This window comes from Citrobacter tructae (assembly GCF_004684345.1).
Lineage (GTDB): Bacteria > Pseudomonadota > Gammaproteobacteria > Enterobacterales > Enterobacteriaceae > Citrobacter > Citrobacter tructae.
In genome coordinates this window covers 4,798,762-4,820,733 of sequence record NZ_CP038469.1, presented here as the reverse complement: position 1 = coordinate 4,820,733, position 21,972 = coordinate 4,798,762, and the positions used below count along the sequence as shown (strand labels likewise).

25 protein-coding genes are annotated in these 21,972 nt (G+C 53.4%); 9 read left to right on the top strand and 16 right to left on the bottom strand.

Annotated features, from left to right (window positions below; genetic code table 11):
* The first annotated feature begins 93 nt into the window (after positions 1-93).
* The 5 genes from cysZ (at position 94) to crr (ending at position 4,954) form a co-directional block, all read left to right on the top strand.
* Positions 94-855, top strand: coding sequence for a sulfate transporter CysZ (gene cysZ, locus E4Z61_RS23665; protein ID WP_135324830.1), 762 nt, complete (start codon positions 94-96; stop codon positions 853-855).
* 163 nt (positions 856-1,018) lie between these two features.
* Positions 1,019-1,990 carry a cysteine synthase A gene (cysK, locus tag E4Z61_RS23660; RefSeq protein ID WP_135324829.1) on the top strand — a complete coding sequence of 324 codons (972 nt, stop codon included), beginning with the start codon at positions 1,019-1,021 and terminating at the stop codon, positions 1,988-1,990.
* A 383-nt stretch (positions 1,991-2,373) separates the two neighbouring features.
* Positions 2,374-2,631: a phosphocarrier protein Hpr gene (gene ptsH / locus E4Z61_RS23655; RefSeq protein WP_002913505.1), complete on the top strand. Its 258-nt coding sequence runs from the start codon at positions 2,374-2,376 to the stop codon at positions 2,629-2,631.
* Positions 2,632-2,676: 45 nt separating this feature from the next.
* A complete protein-coding gene (gene ptsI / locus E4Z61_RS23650; protein ID WP_135324828.1) occupies positions 2,677-4,404 on the top strand; it encodes a phosphoenolpyruvate-protein phosphotransferase PtsI in 1,728 nt (575 codons plus the stop codon).
* Between the two features lie 40 nt (positions 4,405-4,444).
* On the top strand, positions 4,445-4,954 hold the full coding sequence (crr, locus tag E4Z61_RS23645) for a PTS glucose transporter subunit IIA (RefSeq protein ID WP_008803873.1): 510 nt from the start codon (positions 4,445-4,447) through the stop codon (positions 4,952-4,954).
* Between the two features lie 61 nt (positions 4,955-5,015).
* Here the strand turns inward: crr and E4Z61_RS23640 are convergent, their stop codons facing one another.
* The gene (locus E4Z61_RS23640; protein ID WP_135324827.1) at positions 5,016-5,255 is read right to left on the bottom strand and encodes a cytoplasmic protein; all 240 of its coding nucleotides are present in this window, start codon (positions 5,253-5,255) and stop codon (positions 5,016-5,018) included.
* Positions 5,252-6,118, bottom strand: a complete 867-nt coding sequence (pdxK, locus tag E4Z61_RS23635) for a pyridoxine/pyridoxal/pyridoxamine kinase (protein WP_135324826.1) — start codon at positions 6,116-6,118, stop codon at positions 5,252-5,254. The genes E4Z61_RS23640 and pdxK overlap by 4 nt, the downstream gene beginning before the upstream one ends.
* Positions 6,119-6,200: 82 nt before the next feature.
* Between pdxK and ptsJ the strand changes: the two genes are divergently transcribed.
* Both ptsJ and E4Z61_RS23625 read left to right on the top strand, forming a co-directional pair.
* On the top strand, positions 6,201-7,493 hold the full coding sequence (ptsJ, locus tag E4Z61_RS23630) for a MocR-like B6 salvage transcription factor PtsJ (protein ID WP_135324825.1): 1,293 nt from the start codon (positions 6,201-6,203) through the stop codon (positions 7,491-7,493).
* A gap of 13 nt (positions 7,494-7,506) precedes the next feature.
* The gene (locus E4Z61_RS23625; protein WP_135324824.1) at positions 7,507-8,223 is read left to right on the top strand and encodes a type 1 glutamine amidotransferase; all 717 of its coding nucleotides are present in this window, start codon (positions 7,507-7,509) and stop codon (positions 8,221-8,223) included.
* A 55-nt stretch (positions 8,224-8,278) separates the two neighbouring features.
* Here E4Z61_RS23625 and cysM read toward each other — a convergent pair whose 3' ends face one another.
* The 10 genes from cysM to E4Z61_RS23575 all read right to left on the bottom strand — a co-directional run bounded on the left by cysM (position 8,279) and on the right by E4Z61_RS23575 (position 16,705).
* A complete protein-coding gene (gene cysM / locus E4Z61_RS23620; RefSeq protein WP_135324823.1) occupies positions 8,279-9,190 on the bottom strand; it encodes a cysteine synthase CysM in 912 nt (303 codons plus the stop codon).
* Between the two features lie 67 nt (positions 9,191-9,257).
* Entirely contained in the window at positions 9,258-10,355 is a 1,098-nt protein-coding gene (gene cysA, locus E4Z61_RS23615; RefSeq protein ID WP_135324822.1) for a sulfate/thiosulfate ABC transporter ATP-binding protein CysA, read from the bottom strand.
* Complete coding sequence (cysW, locus tag E4Z61_RS23610; RefSeq protein ID WP_135324821.1) at positions 10,345-11,220, bottom strand: sulfate/thiosulfate ABC transporter permease CysW; 876 nt, start codon at positions 11,218-11,220, stop codon at positions 10,345-10,347. The genes cysA and cysW overlap by 11 nt, the downstream gene beginning before the upstream one ends.
* Complete coding sequence (cysT, locus tag E4Z61_RS23605; RefSeq protein WP_096756246.1) at positions 11,220-12,053, bottom strand: sulfate/thiosulfate ABC transporter permease CysT; 834 nt, start codon at positions 12,051-12,053, stop codon at positions 11,220-11,222. Before cysT ends, cysW begins: the two co-directional genes overlap by 1 nt.
* Entirely contained in the window at positions 12,054-13,067 is a 1,014-nt protein-coding gene (gene cysP, locus E4Z61_RS23600; protein ID WP_135324820.1) for a thiosulfate/sulfate ABC transporter substrate-binding protein CysP, read from the bottom strand.
* A 157-nt stretch (positions 13,068-13,224) separates the two neighbouring features.
* Positions 13,225-14,016: an SDR family oxidoreductase UcpA gene (gene ucpA / locus E4Z61_RS23595; RefSeq protein ID WP_135324819.1), complete on the bottom strand. Its 792-nt coding sequence runs from the start codon at positions 14,014-14,016 to the stop codon at positions 13,225-13,227.
* 198 nt (positions 14,017-14,214) lie between these two features.
* Complete coding sequence (yfeX, locus tag E4Z61_RS23590; RefSeq protein ID WP_135324818.1) at positions 14,215-15,114, bottom strand: porphyrinogen peroxidase; 900 nt, start codon at positions 15,112-15,114, stop codon at positions 14,215-14,217.
* 93 nt (positions 15,115-15,207) lie between these two features.
* Positions 15,208-15,783 (bottom strand): RpoE-regulated lipoprotein, encoded by a 576-nt coding sequence (locus E4Z61_RS23585; RefSeq protein ID WP_135324817.1) that lies wholly within the window; start codon positions 15,781-15,783, stop codon positions 15,208-15,210.
* A 60-nt stretch (positions 15,784-15,843) separates the two neighbouring features.
* Entirely contained in the window at positions 15,844-16,293 is a 450-nt protein-coding gene (locus E4Z61_RS23580) for a DUF2919 domain-containing protein (RefSeq protein WP_135324816.1), read from the bottom strand.
* Complete coding sequence (locus tag E4Z61_RS23575; protein ID WP_135324815.1) at positions 16,280-16,705, bottom strand: GNAT family acetyltransferase; 426 nt, start codon at positions 16,703-16,705, stop codon at positions 16,280-16,282. The genes E4Z61_RS23580 and E4Z61_RS23575 overlap by 14 nt, the downstream gene beginning before the upstream one ends.
* Before the next feature lie 212 nt (positions 16,706-16,917).
* On the opposite strand from E4Z61_RS23575, the gene amiA reads away from it, so the two are divergent.
* Both amiA and hemF read left to right on the top strand, forming a co-directional pair.
* Positions 16,918-17,787: an N-acetylmuramoyl-L-alanine amidase AmiA gene (amiA, locus tag E4Z61_RS23570; protein WP_135324814.1), complete on the top strand. Its 870-nt coding sequence runs from the start codon at positions 16,918-16,920 to the stop codon at positions 17,785-17,787.
* Between the two features lie 2 nt (positions 17,788-17,789).
* A complete protein-coding gene (gene hemF / locus E4Z61_RS23565) occupies positions 17,790-18,689 on the top strand; it encodes an oxygen-dependent coproporphyrinogen oxidase (protein ID WP_135324813.1) in 900 nt (299 codons plus the stop codon).
* 60 nt (positions 18,690-18,749) lie between these two features.
* Here hemF and eutR read toward each other — a convergent pair whose 3' ends face one another.
* Genes eutR through eutC form a run of 4 tightly spaced genes read right to left on the bottom strand, consistent with a single transcriptional unit; the run spans position 18,750 to position 21,958 of the window.
* Complete coding sequence (gene eutR, locus E4Z61_RS23560; RefSeq protein WP_135324991.1) at positions 18,750-19,802, bottom strand: HTH-type transcriptional regulator EutR; 1,053 nt, start codon at positions 19,800-19,802, stop codon at positions 18,750-18,752.
* A 48-nt stretch (positions 19,803-19,850) separates the two neighbouring features.
* Entirely contained in the window at positions 19,851-20,381 is a 531-nt protein-coding gene (gene eutK / locus E4Z61_RS23555; protein WP_135324990.1) for an ethanolamine utilization microcompartment protein EutK, read from the bottom strand.
* An 11-nt stretch (positions 20,382-20,392) separates the two neighbouring features.
* Positions 20,393-21,052, bottom strand: coding sequence for an ethanolamine utilization microcompartment protein EutL (gene eutL / locus E4Z61_RS23550; protein WP_045445968.1), 660 nt, complete (start codon positions 21,050-21,052; stop codon positions 20,393-20,395).
* Between the two features lie 9 nt (positions 21,053-21,061).
* On the bottom strand, positions 21,062-21,958 hold the full coding sequence (gene eutC, locus E4Z61_RS23545) for an ethanolamine ammonia-lyase subunit EutC (protein WP_135324812.1): 897 nt from the start codon (positions 21,956-21,958) through the stop codon (positions 21,062-21,064).
* Positions 21,959-21,972: the final 14 nt, after the last annotated feature.

The following is a 21,972-nucleotide window of genomic DNA, read 5'->3' as shown; positions in this document are numbered from 1 at the left end:
TTTTCGAACATTTCCGAACAGCCTAAGGCTCAACAACCCGGTAAGATACACAAAGTTGACCCGGACTTAGATTACAAGGAGCACGTCCCGACTATGGTTTCATTATCTGCAATTGTACCACGCAGCGGTTTTTATTACTTTTCTCAGGGATGGAAGCTCATCAGCCAACCGGGGATCCGTCGCTTTGTTCTCCTGCCTTTACTGGTGAACATTCTGCTGATGGGCGGCGCATTTTGGTGGTTATTCACCCAACTGGATAGCTGGATCCCTGCCCTGATGAGTTATGTTCCGGACTGGCTACAGTGGCTCAGCTATTTGCTGTGGCCCATTGTGACCCTTTCCGTACTGTTAGTGTTTGGCTACTTTTTCTCCACCATCGCAAACTGGATTGCCGCACCGTTTAACGGCTTGCTGGCAGAACAACTGGAAGCTCGCCTGACTGGCGCAACCCCGCCCGACACCGGCGTGCTTGGCATCATGAAAGATGTTCCGCGCATTATGAAACGCGAATGGCAAAAGCTGGCATGGTACCTTCCGCGCGCCTTCGTGTTGCTGCTCCTCTATTTTATCCCCGGTATTGGACAGACCGTCGCACCGGTATTGTGGTTCCTGTTCAGCGCGTGGATGCTGGCTATTCAATATTGCGATTACCCGTTTGATAACCATAAAGTGCCCTTCAAAGAAATGCGCAGCGCCCTGCGCACGCGCAAAGTCACCAATATGCAGTTTGGGGCGCTGACCAGCCTGTTCACTCTGATCCCAGTGCTCAACATGTTTATTATGCCGGTTGCCGTATGCGGTGCCACCGCGATGTGGGTAGATTGCTATCGTGCTAATCACGCGTTATGGAAGTAATGCAAAATTGTGTAAAAGCGGGCAGTCTTATGCCCGCTCTTATTCCATACTGCAACGCATTATTTCTCATCAGCATATAGATATGCGAATTCCTTACTTCCCCATACTTTCTCAACAGGTATGCTGAAGTGGTATCCCAATTTCATACAGTTAAGGACAGGCCATGAGTAAGATTTTTGAAGACAACTCGCTGACTATCGGTCATACGCCGCTGGTTCGACTGAACCGTATCGGTAACGGACGCATTCTGGCGAAGGTAGAATCACGCAACCCGAGCTTTAGCGTCAAATGCCGTATCGGTGCCAACATGATTTGGGATGCCGAAAAACGTGGAGTACTGAAACCGGGCGTTGAACTGGTTGAACCGACCAGCGGCAACACCGGTATTGCGCTGGCCTATGTGGCCGCCGCGCGTGGCTACAAACTGACGCTGACGATGCCGGAAACCATGAGCATTGAGCGTCGTAAGCTGCTGAAAGCGCTGGGCGCAAATCTGGTGCTGACCGAAGGCGCAAAAGGCATGAAGGGCGCGATTCAAAAAGCGGAAGAAATCGTCGCCAGCGATCCGGAAAAATTCCTGCTGCTTCAGCAGTTCAGCAACCCGGCCAACCCGGAAATCCACGAAAAAACCACCGGTCCGGAAATCTGGGAAGATACCGATGGTCAGGTGGATGTGTTTATTTCCGGCGTCGGAACCGGCGGTACGCTGACCGGCGTAACCCGCTACATTAAAGGAACCAAAGGCAAAACGGATTTGATCACCGTTGCCGTAGAGCCGACAGATTCTCCGGTTATCGCTCAGGCGCTGGCAGGCGTTGAGCTTAAGCCAGGCCCGCACAAAATTCAGGGGATTGGTGCCGGTTTCATTCCTGGCAACCTCGATCTGAAGCTGATTGATAAAGTGGTCGCCATCACCAATGACGAAGCAATCTCTACCGCGCGTCGATTGATGGAAGAAGAAGGTATTCTGGCAGGTATCTCTTCGGGGGCTGCGGTTGCTGCCGCGCTTAAGCTCCAGGAAGATGAATCCTTTACCAATAAGAATATAGTGGTTATTCTACCGTCATCGGGTGAGCGTTATCTGAGCACTGCACTGTTTGCCGATCTCTTCACTGAGAAAGAACTGCAACAGTAATGCCAGCATGTTAAAAACGCGTAAAAAAGCACCCTTTCGGGTGCTTTTTTGTGGCCTGCTTCAAAGTTTCAACCCACCTGGCATTGATTCAACCCGCCGGAACTGGTATTTAACCAAACTAATTATTTTGATGCGCGAAATTAATCGTTACAGGAAAAGCGCAAGCTGAATCGATTTTATGATTTGGTTCAACTCTTCCTTTCGCGGCATAATGTTTAATGACGAAAGAAACGTCAGCGGCAAGAAGTTGCCCGCAACGGATTGCACCGAACTCCTTTTGTGTCGCGTCCTGTTTACGTCGACGCTAACAATACAGGCTAAAGTTGAACCGCCAGGCTAGACTTTAGTTCCACAACACTAAACCTATAAGTTGGGGAAATATAATGTTCCAGCAAGAAGTTACCATTACCGCTCCGAACGGTCTGCATACTCGCCCTGCTGCTCAGTTCGTTAAAGAAGCAAAAGGCTTTACGTCTGAAATCACTGTGACTTCCAACGGCAAAAGCGCCAGCGCCAAAAGCCTGTTTAAACTGCAGACTCTGGGTCTGACTCAGGGCACTGTTGTAACCCTTTCCGCAGAAGGCGAAGACGAGCAGAAAGCAGTTGAGCATCTGGTTAAACTGATGGCTGAACTCGAGTAAGTTCAACGAGTTCTTTTTAATATCAGTCACAAGTAAGGTAGGGTTATGATTTCAGGCATTTTAGCATCCCCGGGTATCGCTTTCGGCAAGGCACTGCTGCTGAAAGAAGACGAAATCGTCATTGACCGGAAAAAAATTTCTGCCGACAAGGTTGATCAGGAAGTTGAACGTTTTCTGAGCGGTCGTGCCAAGGCATCTGCGCAACTGGAAGCGATCAAAACCAAAGCTGGTGAAACATTCGGTGAAGAAAAAGAAGCCATCTTTGAAGGGCATATCATGCTGCTCGAAGATGAGGAGCTGGAGCAGGAAATCATAGCCCTGATTAAAGATAAGCACATGACGGCTGATGCAGCTGCGCATGAAATTATCGAAGGTCAGGCCACCGCTCTGGAAGAGCTGGATGATGAATACCTGAAAGAACGTGCGGCTGACGTACGTGACATCGGTAAACGCCTGCTGCGTAACATCCTGGGTCTGGCAATTATCGATCTGAGCGCTATTCAGGATGAAGTCATCCTGGTTGCCGCCGATCTGACGCCGTCAGAAACCGCACAGCTGAACCTGAATAAGGTGCTGGGTTTCATCACTGACGCGGGCGGACGTACCTCCCACACCTCAATCATGGCGCGTTCTCTGGAGCTGCCTGCCATCGTGGGTACCGGTAGCGTCACCTCTCAGGTGAAAAACGACGACTATCTGATTCTGGATGCCGTAAACAATCTGGTTTACGTCAATCCAACCAACGACGTTATTGAGCAACTGCGTGCCGTTCAGGAACAAGTTGCCACCGAGAAAGCGGAACTCGCTAAGCTGAAAGATCTGCCAGCCATCACGCTGGACGGTCATCAGGTCGAAGTTTGCGCCAACATCGGTACCGTTCGTGACGTTGAAGGCGCTGAGCGTAATGGCGCTGAAGGCGTTGGTCTGTATCGTACTGAATTCCTGTTCATGGACCGTGAATCGCTACCAACTGAAGAAGAACAGTTTGCTGCGTATAAAGCCGTTGCTGAAGCCTGTGGCTCGCAGGCGGTCATTGTCCGTACCATGGACATCGGCGGCGATAAAGAACTGCCGTACATGAACTTCCCGAAAGAAGAGAACCCGTTCCTGGGCTGGCGTGCTATTCGTATCGCGCTGGATCGTAAAGAGATCCTGCGTGACCAGGTTCGCGCCATCCTGCGTGCCTCTGCTTTCGGCAAACTGCGCATCATGTTCCCGATGATTATCTCTGTTGAAGAAGTACGCGCACTGCGCAAAGAGATCGAAATCTACAAACAGGAACTGCGCGACGAAGGTAAAGCATTTGACGAAACCATTGAGATTGGCGTGATGGTGGAAACACCGGCTGCGGCAACCATTGCGCGTCATTTAGCCAAAGAAGTCGACTTTTTTAGTATCGGCACCAATGATTTAACGCAGTACACCCTGGCAGTTGACCGTGGTAATGATATGATTTCCCACCTTTACCAACCGATGTCACCATCTGTTCTGACGCTGATTAAGCAAGTTATTGATGCTTCTCATGCCGAAGGCAAATGGACCGGCATGTGTGGTGAGCTTGCAGGCGACGAACGTGCTACACTTCTGTTGCTGGGGATGGGTCTGGACGAATTCTCTATGAGCGCCATTTCTATCCCGCGCATTAAGAAGATTATCCGTAACACGAACTTCGAAGATGCGAAGGTGTTAGCAGAGCAGGCTCTTGCTCAACCGACAACGGACGAGTTAATGACGCTGGTTAACAAGTTCATTGAAGAAAAAACAATCTGCTAATCCACGAGATGCGGCCCAATTTACTGCTTAGGAGAAGATCATGGGTTTGTTCGATAAACTGAAATCTCTGGTTTCTGATGATAAGAAAGACACCGGAACTATTGAGATTATAGCTCCGCTCTCTGGCGAGATCGTCAACATCGAAGACGTGCCGGATGTAGTTTTTGCTGAAAAAATCGTTGGTGATGGCATCGCTATTAAACCAACCGGTAACAAAATGGTTGCCCCTGTAGACGGCACCATCGGCAAAATCTTTGAAACCAACCATGCGTTCTCTATCGAATCTGATAGCGGCATTGAGCTGTTCGTTCACTTCGGTATTGATACCGTTGAACTGAAAGGCGAAGGCTTCAAGCGTATCGCTGAAGAAGGTCAACGCGTTAAAGTGGGCGACCCGGTTATTGAATTCGATCTGCCGCTGCTGGAAGAAAAAGCCAAGTCTACCCTGACTCCGGTTGTTATCTCCAACATGGACGAAATCAAAGAACTGATCAAACTGTCCGGTAGCGTGACCGTGGGTGAAACCCCGGTTATCCGCATCAAGAAGTAATTCTTGCCGCAGAGAAGAATGGCGCCTGATGGCGCCATTTTTTTATACACTTTATCCGGCATTAAATGTGTGCAGTCACCGGACGATAACACGCTTCGCGCATCAGGATTTTCATCCCTTCTGGCCCGCTTTCCAGCATCCGTCTTTCTGAATCCGCCACCAGCAGCTCACAGTCATACCCGCCGGCAATGCTAAACATGGCGCGCGCCACGCAGATATCCTCCAGCGCTTCAGTACCGCTGGTATCAAAATGCCCTACCATCCTTCCATGCTGGCGAACCACCAGCCGATAACTCTTCATCGCGCCTCCCCTGCCGGTGGCAGAATTAATTCATCACAACCGCACTGGTGCGTCCACATCATCACTTCCAGTACGCGCTGTGCGGCATCATGCGTGGCGGTAGTAAGGGGTTTCCCTGACACAATACCGCTCACCAGCTCGGCACAAAACAGATCGCCCGTTCCCTTGAGATCCGTTTTCACTCGTGGATGAGCTAACACTTCCACCGTCTGTGCCGTCACTACCGCCACGTTGATAACCTCCTCGGCATCCCCCGGCGCGCTGGTAATCACCACCCATTTTAGCGTATCAGTGAGCAGTGATTTAGCAGCCAGAATCGCCTCATCAAGCGTGCGACACGGTTTCCCGCTCAGCATTTGTAGTTCAAACACGTTCGGTGTCACTCCCTGCGCCAGCGGGAGCAGGTGCTTGCGATACGCCTCCGGGATTTCAGCCTTCACGTACATCCCGCTGTCGGTATCGCCAATCACCGGATCGACCAGAATACACAGTTCCGGATGCGTGGCGCGAACAGTTTCCAGCCACTGCGCAAGCAGTTCTATCTGCTCCGCGCTCCCCATATAGCCGGTGGTTACCGCCTTTAGCTCACGCAAAGCATCGCGTTCATGTAAGGCGGTGAGGTAACCGTTAAACCAGTCGCCAGGGATAATCCCGCCGTAAAAAGTCTCATAATGCGGGGTGTTACTGAACAGCACCGTCGGTACCGCCGTCACCCGTAACCCATGCGCTTTAATGGCCGGTACGGCAATGCTGTTGCCTACGCTGCCATACACCACCTGTGACTGGACGGCGACGATATCGGTTTGCAACGCCCGATGCTTGTCGTCGAAGAGCACTGACTGTATTTCACTCTCCTGCTCCATAAACCTCTCCTCTCGCTGGACAGCGGGCTGACGCCTCACTATTATCGTCATATGCTAAAATTCATTTTGTCATAGGTCAATAATGATCGACGGAAAAACCGCTAACGAAATTTTTGACAGTATTCGTCAACATGTCGCTACAGGTACGCTAGTACCGGGGGACACACTGCCGCCGGTCAGGGAGCTGGCAACGGCATTAAACGTTAACCGCAATACTGTCGCGGCGGCATATAAACGGCTGGTCACCACCGGACTGGCGCTGAGTCAGGGGCGTAACGGCACGGTTATCAAAGGCGTGCCCTCACCCATCGCGCTCGAAGGCAGTAGCCCGGATACTCCCCTAACCGACCTTTCCGGCGGCAACCCTGCGCCTCACCGACTGCCCGATCTGAGGCGTTATTTCGCGAAGATAAATAAGAATCCACGCTTGTATGGCGACGCCGCAGTCTCACCTGGACTTAAAGCGTGGGCGACGCAATGGATGCAGGATGCCCTGCCCGGCGCAGGTGAAATTGATATTACCAGTGGCGCCATTGATGCCATCGAACGACTACTGTGCGCCCATTTGCTGCCGGGCGATAGCGTCGCCGTCGAAGATCCCTGTTTTTTAAGCAGCATTAATATGTTGCGTTATGCCGGGTTCTCAGCAACCCCGGTTAGTGTGGATATCGAAGGCATGCAGCCAGACATGCTGGAACTCGCGCTACAAAAAGGGGCGCGGGCGGTGATCCTCACTCCGCGCGCGCACAATCCAACAGGCTGTAGCCTGAGCGCTGCCCGTGCCGCCCGGTTGCAGGAAATCCTGGCCCACTACCCGCAAACGCTGGTGATTATCGACGATCACTTTGCCCTGCTGTCTGCTTCCCAGTGGCATCCGGTGATTGCTGCACAAACAAAGCACTGGGCCATTGTCCGTTCGATGTCGAAAACATTAGGCCCGGACTTGCGCCTTGCTATCGTCGCCAGCGATCCAGACACTTCTGCGAGACTGCGTCTGCGGCTCAACTCCGGCAGCCAGTGGGTCAGCCATCTGCTACAGGATTTAGCCTGCGCCTGTCTGAATGACGAGGCTTATCAACACACACTGGCGCAGACTCAGCAATTTTATGCCACACAGCAACAAAAACTGACCTATGCCCTCCGACAGCACGACATTACGCTTGCCGCAGGCGATGGTTTGAATCTGTGGCTACCGCTGGAAACCCACAGCCAGCCACTCGCTTTTGCGCTGGCGAAGGTCGGCTGGCTGGTACGTGAAGGCGAAGTATTTGGCATCGATGCGCCGTCACACGGCCTGCGCATTACGCTGTCAATGTTAGAGGACAACGACATTACCAGGCTGGCGGCTGATATTCATCAGGCGCTGAAGCGCTAACAGGAGAAAAAACGTGCGAGTTCATTTTGTTATTCATGAGTCTTTTGAATCTGCTGGCGCATATCTGCCGTGGGCCGAACAGCGTGGCTATACCGTCACCTGGTCGCACGTATATGCTGGAGAATCTGTCCCCGCCAATGCGGATGGCTTTGATATGCTGGTGGTGTTTGGTGGCCCGCAGTCACCGCGTACCACGCTGGCAGAGTGCCCATATTTTGACTCTCAGGCCGAGCAGCATCTGATCAACCAGGCGATTGCGGCACGTAAAATTGTGGTCGGTATCTGCCTGGGTTCACAGCTGATTGGCGAGGCGCTGGGCGCGAAGGTATGCCAAAGCCCGGAAAAAGAGATTGGTCACTACCCCATCACCCTAACCGATGCAGGTAAAACACATCCGCTGATCGCTCACTTTGGTTCGCCGCTGGTGGTCGGACACTGGCATAACGATATGCCGGGATTAACCGATCAGGCTACGGTTCTTGCAGCAAGCGAGGGATGTCCGCGACAAATTGTGCAATACGGTAATTTTGTCTATGGTTTTCAGTGCCACATGGAGTTTACCGCCGAGGCGATAGAAGGGCTGATCCAACACTCTGAGCAAGAACTTGCTGAAGCTGAAGGAAAGCGCTTTATTCGCTCTGTTGAAGAGATGCGTGCGTGGGATTACCAGCAGATGAATGAGAAACTGTGGCAGTTCCTTGATCTACTGGTCGAGAAACACGGCGGATAATGTACAGAGATACCTGATGGCGCTGCGCTTGTCAGCGCCTACAGGCCCACCGACTTTAAATCCCAGCCCCCTGGTTGAAATGCTCTTCACCAAAGACACCCGTCGAGAGATAGCGATCGCCGCGATCGCAGATGATCGCCACCACCACTGAACCCGGGGTTTGTTCAGCAATCCGAATGGCCCCCGCCACCGCGCCGCCGGAACTCACGCCGCAGAAAATACCCTCGCGAACCGCCAGCTCACGCATTGTTTTCTCGGCGTCATCCTGATGAATATCCAGCACCTCATCGACCAGCGAAGCGTTAAAAATCCCCGGCATATACTCTGCAGGCCAGCGGCGAATACCCGGAATACTGCTGCCTTCTTCCGGCTGCAGGCCCACAATAGTTACCGTTTTTTCCTGCTCACGCAGAAAACGCGACACGCCAGTAATGGTGCCGGTGGTCCCCATGCTGGAGACAAAATGGGTGATACGTCCTGACGTCTGTTGCCAGATTTCCGGTCCGGTCGTGGTGTAATGCGCATACGGATTATCAGGATTGTTAAACTGATCGAGCAGCGTACCCTCACCGCGCTGAGCCATCTCAAGGGCTAAATCACGCGCCCCTTCCATGCCCTGCTCTTTAGTCACCAGAATCAGTTCGGCACCATAAGCACGCATCGCGGCGCGGCGCTCCTGACTCATGTTATCCGGCATTAACAGCTTCATGCGATAGCCCTTTAGCGCGGCAATCATCGCCAGCGCAATCCCGGTGTTGCCGCTGGTCGCTTCGATCAGCACATCACCAGGCTTAATTTCTCCACGCTTTTCTGCTTCGACAATCATCGACAGCGCGGCCCGATCTTTCACTGACCCCGCAGGATTATTCCCTTCCAGTTTGACCCAAATTTCACTGCCGTTATCCGGCGTCAGACGTTGCAGTTTGACCAGAGGCGTATTGCCTATTGTTTGTTCTAATGTGTTCACGTTTTCTGCTCGTAAAAAAGCCCGGTAAGCGTCGCGCCACCGGGCGATAAACATACGAATTAACCTATCAGGCGGATTGTGCCAGAGCAAGCTCCGCTTCGCGCGTTTCAATGCGCTGTTCGCCGTTATACAGACGCGCATTTTGCAGCCCAACAAACAGGCGCTCACCGCGACTTGGGGGATTGTCGCCCTGCATGACCACTGTCAGCGGCTCGTTATACCACCCCAGCGGCTGCACAACTAATTGGGTGTAGTGACCTTTCGGGCTGGCTTCCAGCACCTGAACCGGCAGCGGTGAATCGAGGCTGGTACGGCGGCTCACGTCCACTTCCCACGGACGCAGGAACAGATCGACCGGTCCCTGATACGCGGGCGTATACCCCAGCGGCCAGCGATGTGCGCCTACGTGGAACTGACCGCCGCGAACCGTGCCCTGCAGACGGTTAACTTCACCCATAAACTCCAGCACAAAGCGGGTTGCCGGTTCGCGCCATACCTGATCCGGCGCATCGGCCTGCTCGATATGGCCCTGGCTCATCACCACCACGCGATCCGCCACTTCCGTCGCCTCTTCCTGATCGTGGGTAACAAACACGCTGGTGAATTTCAGCTCTTCGTGCAGTTGGCGCAACCAGCGACGCAGTTCTTTACGCACCTGGGCGTCAAGCGCGCCAAATGGTTCGTCGAGCAGCAGGATCTGCGGCTCCACCGCCAGCGCACGCGCCAGCGCCACACGCTGTTTTTGCCCACCGGAAAGCTGCGCCGGGAAGCGATCTGCCAGGTGAGCCAGCTGCACCATTTCCAGCAACTTGGTGACTTTTGCTTTGATGGCGGCGGTATTTGGACGTTCGCGACGTGGCAGAACCGTCAGGCCAAAAGCGATATTGTCGAAAACGGTCATATGACGAAACAGCGCGTAGTGTTGAAATACGAACCCCACCTTACGGTCGCGCGCGTGCAGACGACTGACGTCCGTACCGTGAAAACGGATATGCCCGCTGGACTGATGCTCCAGCCCGGCAATAATGCGCAACAGAGTCGTTTTACCCGAGCCGGATGGCCCCAGCAGTGCGACCATCTGACCCGAAGGAATATCCAGCGAGATATCGTTCAGCACCTGGGTGCGACCAAAAGACTTCTTAATATTGGCAATCTCAATGCTCATGATTTTCCTCCTGTTGCGCGCGTTTTTCCTGGTTCTCCAGACGCCATTGCAACATGCTCTTCAAAAACAGGGTAACAATCGCCATCAGCGTTAATAAGGCCGCAGCGGTAAAGGAGCCGACGGTGTTGTAGTCCTGCTCCAGTAATTCAATCTGTAACGGCAGCGACAGCGTTTCGCCGCGAATCGAGCCGGATACCACCGACACCGCACCGAACTCGCCAATCGCGCGGGCATTGGTCAACACCACGCCGTACAGCAGCGCCCAGCGAATATTCGGCAGCGTCACGCGGCGGAACATCTGCCAGCCGGATGCGCCAAGCAGAACAGCCGCTTCGTCTTCATTGCTACCCTGGCTTAACATAACCGGCACCAGTTCGCGCACCACAAACGGACAGGTGACGAAAACAGTGACCAGCACCATTCCCGGCCAGGCGAACATAATCTGCAGGTTGTGCTCATCCAGCCAGCCGCCGAGCGGGCCGTTGGAGCCGTAAAACAGCAGATACACCAGACCGGCAACCACCGGAGAGACAGCAAACGGGATATCCAGCAACGTCAGCAATAACTGACGACCTGGGAAATTAAAACGGGTCACCAGCCACGCCAGCAGCACGCCAAACACCAGATTCACTGGCACGGCAATCAGCGCGATCAGCACCGTCAGCCAGATGGCGTGCAGCATGTCCGGGTCGGCCAGGTTCTGTAGTACTGGCATTAATCCCTTGCTGAACGCCTGCACGAAAATGTAAATCATCGGCACCAGCAAAATAAACGCGGATACCAGCATACCCGTGCCAATCAGAAACCATTTCCCCCAGTTGATGCGGGGCGCGCCATAGCGTTTCAATTGGGTAATCTCTGCCATCAGTGACCTACCACGCGTCGACCAAAGCGACTTTGCAGGGTGTTAATCGAAAACAGCAGCAACAGCGATGCCCCGAGGATCACCGACGCAATCGCGCTGGCGGCCGGGTAGTCAAACTCCTGCAAGCGGACAAAAATCATCAGCGAGGTGACTTCCGTTTTCCACGCAATGTTCCCGGCGATGAAAATAACGGCGCCAAACTCCCCCAGACTGCGGGTGAAGGAGAGCGCGATACCCGCAACCAGCGCTGGAGATAATTCCGGCAGCACCACTTTACGAAAGCTCTGTAACCGCGTAGCACCCAACGTTTCTGCGGCCTCTTCATACTCCGGGCCTAACTCTTCCAGCACCGGTTGTACGGTGCGTACCACGAACGGAATGCTGGTGAACGCCATAGCTACCGCAATACCGAGCCATGTGTAGGTCACCTTAATATCAAGCTTCGCTAGCCACTCGCCGTAAAAACCGTTCACCGAAAACAGCGATGCCAGAGTCAAGCCCGCCACCGCCGTGGGCAGTGCAAACGGCAGGTCCATTAACGCATCCAGCAGCGTACGACCAGGAAAGCGATAACGGGTTAAGATCCACGCCATCAGCAGGCCAAACACACCGTTAAAAATTGATGCCACAAACGCGGACAGCAGCGTCACCTTATAGGCTGCCACCACCTGCGGATTGGTGATCACTTCCCAGTATTGTGCCCAGCTCATTTGCGCCAGTTGCATCACCAGCGCACTGAGCGGCAGCAGCAATATCAGGCAAACAAACAGTAAGCTGGTGCCCAGGCTTAAGGTAAAACCGGGCAGCACGCGTCGGGAGGAAACAGCAAACATTTACTTACGCCCCGCCGCCAACAGTTTGTCCAGCTCGCCGCCGCTGACAAAGTGCGTTTTCATCACTTCAGGCCACGCGCCAAACTGGTCTTCCACACGGAACAACTCAGTCTGCGGGAATTTATCTTTCAGCTTGTCCATCACCTGCGGATTATTCACGCGATAGTAGTAATCCGTGATGATGGTCTGCGCCTGCGGACTGTACAGCCAGTTCAGGTACGCTTTTGCTGCTTTCTCGGTACCGTTGGCCTGCACGTTTTTATCTACCCAGGCCACCGGGAACTCGGCGAGGATATTGGTTTTCGGGATAACCACTTCAAAACCCTGCGCTTCATACTGTTTACGAATGTTGTTAACTTCTGACTCGAAGCTGATCAGCACATCGCCCAGACCGCGCTCTGCAAAGGTGGTAGTGGCACCACGACCGCCAGTATCAAACACTTCGACGTTTTTCAGGAACTGGGTCATGAACTGTTCGGTTTTGGCTTTATCGCCACCGTCAGCTTTATCCGCTGCGCCCCACGCCGCCAGATAGGTATAGCGCGCGTTACCGGAGGTTTTCGGGTTCGGGAAAATCAGTTTGACGTCTGAACGCACGAGGTCATTCCAGTCGTGAATATTCTTCGGGTTCCCTTTGCGTACCAGGAAGCCCATTGTGGAATAGAACGGCGAGCTGTTATTCGGCAAACGGCTTTGCCAGTCGGCGGGGATCAGTTTGCCTTTGTCATGCAGGATCTGCACATCGGTAACCTGGTTATAGGTCACAACGTCGGCTTTCAGCCCTTGCAGAATCGCCAGCGCCTGTTTTGATGACCCGGCATGAGATTGTTTAATCGTCAGCTTGTCACCGCCGTTATCCTTTGCCCATTGCTGTTCAAACGACGGGTTAAGGGCGGCAAACAGCTCGCGAGACACATCATAGGAACTGTTCAGCAGTTCCGTTGCCTGCGCCTGACCAACCAGCAGCAGCGCCGCCAGCGTCAGGGTTCTTTTTTTCAGTAAGTTAACGGCCATTGCGCACCCTTATAAATTTAATGACTTTCTTATGGTCATCATATTTATAACGGGAGTAAAAGGAGTAACGGTTTTATATACCGTTTGATGATTTGAAAGTTGAAAAGAGAATAAGAGGTACCTCCTCCCCATTGCACGGGGAGGAGACAGGCATCAATCAGACGCCGACGCTAACGCTTTCTGGCAGGGTGCTGCCGCCATCAATTACGTTTTGCGTGCCGGTTAAATAGCTGGATTCATCACACGCCAGGAACGCCGCCAGTTCACCGACTTCAAGCGGGCAGGCTAAACGGCGCATCGGAATCGCTTTCGCCATTTCAGTTAACACCGATTCTGGATCGTCCGGGTTAGACTGACGCGCAATATTTTCTGCCATTGGTGTACGGACGTAGCCAGGGCAAATGGCATTAACGCGAATACCAGACTGCGCGTATTCCACCGCCAGTGATTTGGTTAAGCCGATAATTGCTGCTTTCGACAGCGCATAAGCCGTTTCACCCGGATCGGCCACCATATCGCCGGTTACGGATGACATCATCACAATGCGTCCGTCTTTACGAGCAATCATCTCTGGCAGAACGGCTTTCGTCACGTTCCAGACACCTTTTATATTGATATCAATATGGAAGTCGCGATCTTCATCGCTCATATCAAGGAAGCTGCCGAGGCGACACACGCCCGCATTATTGACCAGAATATCGATTTTGCCTTCAACCTGTTTCGCGCGTTTTACCGCCGCCGTGACAGAAGCAAAATCTCTGACGTCCGCATGAACTGCCGTGCAACGGTGACCGCGTCCACTCAGCTCATCTGCCAGTTTTTCAATCTCATCGGAGATATCCAGCAATATTAGGTTCGCGCCATGGCGGGCAAACGTTCTGGCGATCCCTTCGCCAATGCCCTGAGATGCGCCCGTAATTAATGCTGTTTTGCCCGTGAGTTTTCCCATTTCAATATTCTCCTTTTGAATATGAAGCATCCGCTTCATTCACGCAGAAGATACAGCAATAACAAATCAGTGCTGAGGAATAGCTCACTAAATCAGGTTTATCTCAGGCAAAAAAAATCCCCGACGGTGCGGGGATAGGATTGTGAATCAGCATATAGGCCGGATAAAGCGTTTACTCCGCCATCCGGCAACTCGCCATCACAGCGCCATTAATCGATCCAGAGACGGAGCAAAGTAATAGCCGCCGGTCACCGGCTTGGTGAAACGCAGCATGGCGTCACGCTTACCGTCGGTATCACCAAACATGCTCAGCAGTTGCTGTTCAATGTTGTGCAGTCGGGCGCAATAAGCGCAGAAATAGAGGCCGTGCGTACCGCTGGCGGTGCCATACGGCAGGCTCTGGCGCACAATTTTCAGCCCTTTCCCGTCTTCTTTGAGATCCACACGGCTCAGGTGAGAGGTGGCCGGGCGGTCGTCGCCGTCGATCTCTTCGTTGGCTTCTTTAGTACGACCAAACATCATTTCCTGGTCATGAATGCTCATGCGGTTCAGTTGCTTCAGGTTGTGTTCCCAACGCTGCACGAACACATAACTGCCGCCGGCATCCACGCCATCTTTAATAACCGCAACTTCACGACGAGTTTCTTCGCCTGCCGGGTTTTCCGTACCGTCAACAAAGCCGCTGAGATCGCGCTCTTCAACCCAACGGAAACCGTGGATCTCTTCTTTCACTTCGATGCAGTCGCCAAAGGCTTCCATCGCCGCCTGCGCAACGGAGAAATTCACGTCATGACGCAGGGAAAGAATATGGATCAGCACGTCATACTGGGTCGCCGGTGCCAGACCTTTACCGTAAGGAATAAAGTCTTTCAGCTCTTCAGCGCCCACGCCGCCGCTCAGTGTGCGCCAGGTGTTGTTGCCGAAAGCAACGACCGCGCCAAGGTGCGCATCCGGGAATTTCGCTTCAAAGGTCGCCAGTTTATCCGCAAAGGTTTTGCTGGCCGCACGCAAAGCCTCAACGTCGCCCTTAACATTGGCTTCAATCCAAATCGCCGCACGGCAATGTTCTGGCAAAATGCCACTCTGAACCTGAGACATTGTTCCTCCTGAATAAAAGATGCCACGACATCGTGGCATTGATGGGCGTTATTCTACCTGTTTTTTTAGTCCGTCGATTTGTTCAGACGCAAATTAACGCCGCCAGATAATTTTGCTCACTTTCCAGTCTTTCAACGTATCGTCAGACGGCATTATGCCTTCAGGCCCGCTCCACTCGCCGGAAAAAATATAGCTAATATGTTGACTTCCTTCAGCTTTACACTCAACACCCGTGCTGTCATCGCCGGTTGCTTTCTGGCAATTACCGAACGCTTTGGTGTAAAGCTCGCTAAACGGTGTACCGATTTCTGCACCGGATGCTGACGAAATCTCGCTGTCCAGCACATCAATACGACTGATGGTTCCCCGATCGCCATTGATAACCATCGCCAGCTTGTCATCTTTCATCGCTTCAAAAAAACGCACCACATTGCCATTATCGGTCTTCATCCCGCTGCGCAGGCGATAATCCCCGTCCAGTGCATCGGCAATGGCTTTCTCATCCAGCGGCGTCGCAGCGGTGAGTTGTCCCACACCCTGCTCGGTAACTTCCGTCGAAGAACCAAACCAGTTCCACGGATTTGCGGCGGACCAGTTCACCGACGAGAGCGTCGAGCAGCCGGTCAGCACCAGCGGCATCGCGCATAACATCAAACGCAGCGATTTCATCTCACATCCTTTCTTAATTAATTTACGTTGCTTGGAGTCCGACTTCATAAAAAAGTGCCGTTATTCTTTTTCGATGGAAAAACAGGCACGTAAACGCGGGTTCGTCAGTAGCCAGATCAGTGCGACAGCGTCTGCCACCAGCAGCGCCAGCCCGACGCCATTAACAGGATCGCCGCCCAGCCACAAGACAGGCTGCCAGCAGAGCAACACCAGTTGAGCGAGGATCAGTAATCCGCGCAGCCAGCGCCATAACCCAGGAAAGGCAAAACGCCTGCCGCTAAGCAAAAACGCCAGCACCGCCGGAACGCCGGGAAGTAACCCTAGCCAGAACGCATCATGATCGGGGTAAAACAAATTCAGTAAGGTGTTGCCCTGCTCGCGCGAAGATCCCGCAATCACAAACAACACCCAAGTACGCGCCTGAAGTAGCAGTAGGCACCAAAACAAGACAGGCAGGCGTAAACGACCATGAGCGTCATAGTCGGCGGAATGAAACTCAGTACTCTTCATCTTCGATCAAGCGCTTACCCAGATTGAGTACGTCAGCATGTTCATATCCCAGACGTTCATACATGCCCAGCACGACGTCGTTATCGTCACGTACCATGATTTGAATCTTCGGGCAGCCGCGGGCAATGAGCTTTTTTTCCAGCCGATTGAGCAACGCATTAGCAATACCGCGACCGCGAAACTCAGGGTGTACTCCGAGATAGTACGCTGACCCACGATGACCGTCGTAACCGCCCATCACCGTGCCAACCACCTCACCGTTCACCTCAGCAACCAGGAATAAGCTGACGTCGTGATTCACTTTGCGCTCAATGTCCATTTCCGGATCGTTCCATGGACGCAGCAGGTCGCAGCGCTCCCAGAGGGTGACGACCTCTTCGAAATCTTCCTGGCGAAATACGCGTATCTCCATGGTATTGAGACCTTTTTTAGCCCTAAAAATAGTGATTATGGCGCGAACAACTGATTTAGCCAATATCTGACGCGAAGCGGCGGAAAAAATGGCATAATATGGAACTGTCACGTATTGAAATGAAAAATAAAACAATTATTATCCCGATCCGTCGCAACGGACTACGCGATACGATATAACATCTGGAACTTATTTATTACAACTCAGGCCGTATGAGCACTTTTAAACCACTAAAAACTCTCACATCGCGCCGCCAGGTGCTGAAAGCCGGGCTGGCTGCCCTGACGTTGTCAGGTATGTCGCAAGCCATCGCTAAAGAAGAAGCGCTAAAGACCAGCAATGGACACAGCAAACCGAAAGCGAAAAAATCTGGCGCGAAGCGCGTTGTGGTACTCGATCCAGGTCATGGAGGGATCGATACTGGCGCAATTGGTCGCAACGGTTCGAAGGAAAAACACGTGGTGCTGGCGATTGCCAAAAACGTGCGTTCCATCCTGCGTAGCCAAGGGATCGATGCGCGACTGACTCGTTCCGGCGATACCTTTATTCCGTTGTACGACCGCGTCGAAATCGCCCACAAGCACGGTGCCGATCTGTTTATGTCGATCCACGCCGACGGTTTTACCAATCCCAGCGCGGCAGGCGCGTCGGTCTTTGCTTTGTCTAACCGCGGCGCCAGTAGCGCCATGGCGAAGTATCTGTCCGATCGTGAAAACCGTGCCGATGAAGTCGCCGGGAAAAAAGCCACCGCCAAAGATCATTTATTGCAGCAGGTGCTGTTCGATCTGGTCCAAACCGACACCATTAAAAACAGCCTGACCTTAGGTTCGCACATTCTGAAGAAGATCAAACCGGTACACCGTCTGCACAGCCGCAGCACGGAACAGGCCGCCTTCGTGGTGCTAAAATCTCCGTCCATTCCTTCAGTGCTGGTTGAGACCTCGTTTATTACCAATCCGGAAGAAGAGCGTCTGCTAGGCACGACGGCATTTCGTCAGAAAATTGCCACCGCCATCGCCAACGGCGTTATCAGCTATTTCCACTGGTTTGATAACCAAAAAGCCCATTCGAAGAAACGCTAATCATGAAGCCTGATGCCCAACGCGTAAAACAGTTCCTGCTCAGCCTGCAGGATGATATTTGCCAGCAGTTATCCAACGTTGACGGCGCTGAGTTTGTTGAAGATAGCTGGCAGCGCGAAGCGGGCGGCGGCGGGCGTAGCCGGGTGCTGCGTAACGGCGGTATTTTTGAACAAGCGGGCGTGAATTTTTCCCATGTCCATGGCGACGCAATGCCAGCATCGGCGACAGCACATCGGCCGGAACTGGCCGGTCGCAGTTTTGAAGCAATGGGCGTATCACTGGTGGTGCATCCGCTCAATCCGTATATTCCCACCAGCCATGCCAATGTGCGGTTTTTTATCGCCGAAAAACCGGGTGCCGATCCGGTGTGGTGGTTTGGCGGTGGCTTTGATTTAACGCCCTATTACGGTTTTGAAGAAGACGCCGTTCACTGGCACCGCACAGCGCTTGAACTGTGCCAGCCGTTTGGCGACGATGTTTACCCACGCTATAAAAAGTGGTGCGATGACTACTTTTTTCTCAAGCACCGTAACGAACAGCGCGGTATCGGCGGACTGTTCTTCGACGATTTAAATACCCCAGACTTTGATCACTGTTTCGACTTTATGCAGGCGGTTGGCGCAGGCTATGCCAACGCGTATTTACCTATTGTTGAGCGGCGCAAAGCGATGGTGTGGGGTGAGCGCGAGCGCAACTTCCAGCTTTATCGTCGTGGGCGCTACGTGGAGTTCAACCTGGTGTGGGATCGCGGCACGCTGTTTGGTCTGCAGACCGGCGGGCGTACGGAATCCATTTTAATGTCGATGCCGCCGCTGGTGCGCTGGGAGTACGACTGGCAGCCGGAAGTGAACAGCCCGGAAGCTGCCCTTAGCGACTTTATACAGGTACGCGACTGGGTATAAATCCCCAGGCCGGAGAAGACGCGTTAGCGTCGCATCCGGCACGGCACAAGATTCATATCATCACGCCCACTGGCGCATACGTTGATGCAGCGTCAACGACGGTTTCTCGGCAAACAGTTGCTGATAATCGGTGGCAAACTGCCCTAAATGCCAAAACCCCCACTGCATGGCGGCGTCTTTTACCGTGGTACTTTGTGACCACGGGCTAATCAACTCTCTACGCACCGCATTCAGGCGGATCCGTTTAAGCCACGCGTTCGGGCCAATCCCCAGAATGGCATGAAAAGCGTTTTGCAACGTCCGGCGACTGACATGCAGTTGATTGCACAGGTCGAGCACGGTCAGCGGTTCCGACATGTTTTCCAGCACATATTCGCGCGCACGCGACAGCAGCCGACGGTAACTCTGATGGCTAATACTCTCGGCGGTCATGATCGGCTGCGCTTCTTCCAGCATGGTGCCCATCGCCAGCAGCAGGTTATCCCCTAACACTTTGCGCACCGCAGGCTGACGAAGATTCTCAGGATTCTCGCTGAACGTTGCCAGCGCCTGTTGCACAAATCCCCACAGCGCCGCTTTATGTTGTTCTTTCACTTCCAGCGCCGACTGGTTGCGCAGCATATGCAGCACCCTTTCCGGGTTATGCAAGAAGTTAGCCTGACGGGCAATCGCCTCTTCGGAGATAACGACGCCAAGAATGGTGTAGTCATCCGGCGTACTCAGTTCAAACTCCGTCCCGCCCGGACGGGTGGCAATTTCCGCGCTGCCCAGGCATTGGGTACCAATAAACCCCTGCTCACCGCGTGTAGCCGGAATGCCAAACCAGAATGAATTTGGCCAGACCAGACAGGACTGGCGCAGTGCCAGACCGGTGTATTCACGGAACACCTGAATATCATCAAGCAGGATTTCCGTGAACTCGCCATGAAATTTACCAGGATGCAGTTGGTCGTAGATCTGCTGCCAGGCAGTAATGGTCAGCGCGTGCTCATACACATCCGTCGTTCGCCGCTGATGAACGTTGTCCACTTCCACTTTCGGCGTAAGTTTAACGTCTTCGGGTAATGCTTCATGATAAAGATGGTGCAGGTTTGCAGTACGTTTCTTTTTCATGACTTTTAAAGCCGGAAGCTTCATTGAAGCCCCCGGCCCTCCGACAGGTTAATTTTTTAAGCGATAGCGACTACTGCGTTTACGCAACGCTCCGGCAGAAAAGAGCTGTTCCAGCGCATTTCTGGCTTTATCAAGTGACCAGCCAAAGTGCGCGGCCACTTCCCCTGCCGTCATTCCCTGACGGACCGATGTTAACAGCGCCAGCAATTCATCAGAGGATTCAGATGACACAGACGCTTCCTGTGTCTTCTCTGATTTAACGTCTGATTTCACTTCTGGCTTCTGCTCTGGTTTCTTCGGCTGGCGCGTAAAACCGCCGATCAGCCACTGGGTGTCATCATCCGGTCGCCCTATCTCCTTGCGGCTGACAACACGTCCTGTACGCTGTGCTGCAGCGCAACCGGCATCCAGCGCTGCACGACACGCGGCTAAATCGCCTTCCACCACTAGCGTCAGCCTGCCAGGATCGAGCACCTGGTGACTGAGCAGACGCACGTTCGCGGCTTTCAGCATGGCATCCGCCGCATCTACAGCAGCCACCATGCCTTCCACTTCCAGTAATCCCAGTGCATTGATCATCACAACCTCTCTTACGCGCGCTGGACAGGATTACGGGCAATATCCAGAACGGCATCAGCAAAGGCGTTACAGGCAGCTTTACAGGCAGCCTGACTACCGGTCAAAAATGCCGCTGAGTAGTTGGTTTCTGACGGCGGCGGAACGTAGGTCACCAGTTGTACATCGGCAGATTTCAGCGCAGCATCAATACCAAATGTCGCTTCCAGCGGCGGCGCCACCAGATAGGCCATCGGATCGCCAAGCGCGCATCCCGCCGTGGCTGAAAGATACGAACCGGTACGCGAGACCACATGCGCCAGGAACGCGGTGTTTTCTGCATCATTCGCCCACTGGAACGCTGCACCACTTTCAATGTTAGCGACCATTGCATCCAGGCCCGCTCGAACTTCCGCCGGGTTAGGACCACCCAGCATGATCATCACTTCACCGGCTGTCGGTGACGGTCCATGCGCGGCTCCCGCATACAGTGAGCGACCATATACCACTTCTACCATCGCCTGTTTTGTCGCTTCGTCAGCGGCAATATACGCCACGTCATCAGAGTCTGCCGTGATGAGTCCGAGGCTACGTATATGTGGCGGTAATTTAAGTTCACGTGCAAACTCCGCGTTAACGGAGGCAATCACGCGCATCGCGGTGACTGAAGGTCTGATCAAATCTAATGCTGGCATGATGCCTCCTTAACGGGTCATGTTGATGCCGGACGCTTTTTGCTCCAGCATACGTTTGGCCAAATCCACGATTACCGCCGCCGCTTCAACTGGTGGCGTACCGCCCTGGTGAATGTTAGAAATACAGGTACGGTCAGCCTCAACGGTGGTCGCCACACGCGGTGAGTAAACGGCATAGCAGGAGAGACTTTCCGACTGTCCCAGGCCCGGACGCTCACCCACCAGCAGAATCACCGCTTTCGCGCCGAGCAGCTCGCCAATCTGATCTTCGATTTTCACCCGACCATAGCGAACAAAGAACGGCGTGCCGACCTTCAGCCCGGCCTGCTTTAAGCCTGACAATAGCGGCGGCAGGATTTCTTCGTAGTTGGCGGTGATGGCGTCGGTAGACAGGCCATCAGAGACGATCACCTGCACATCCGGGTTAGCCACACACTGAGATTTCAGTGCTTCAATCGCCTCTGCACTCAGACGACGACCCAGGTCCGGGCGCGTCAGATACAGGTTTTTGTCACTGATTTCCGAGCGCACTTCCAGTAAGCCTTGCGCTTTCACCCACTCTTCCGGCACTTCTTTCAATACCGTATCTTTCGAACGTGAATGGTCAGCCAGGAAGCGCAGCAGCGCCTGAGTACGTGGACGCGGACCCGCACGACCGGTACATACACGCGCAGCGGTGCTGCGGCGCAGTTCTGTCAGCACTTCTGCGCGGTGCGGGTTTTCAACACCAATCCACGCTTTTGCTTCGGCTGAACCTAAGTCCATCGCACAGCTTTCACCCGTTGGTGCGGCACATTGTGTGGTGCTGCATTTCACTTCTGGTGACGGCGCTTGAGCCTGCGGCTGTGACTCTCCCATTGACGCCATGACGCTGCGTACAATTTCTTCAATCTGTTTTTGATCCATCGTGTGTCATCCCC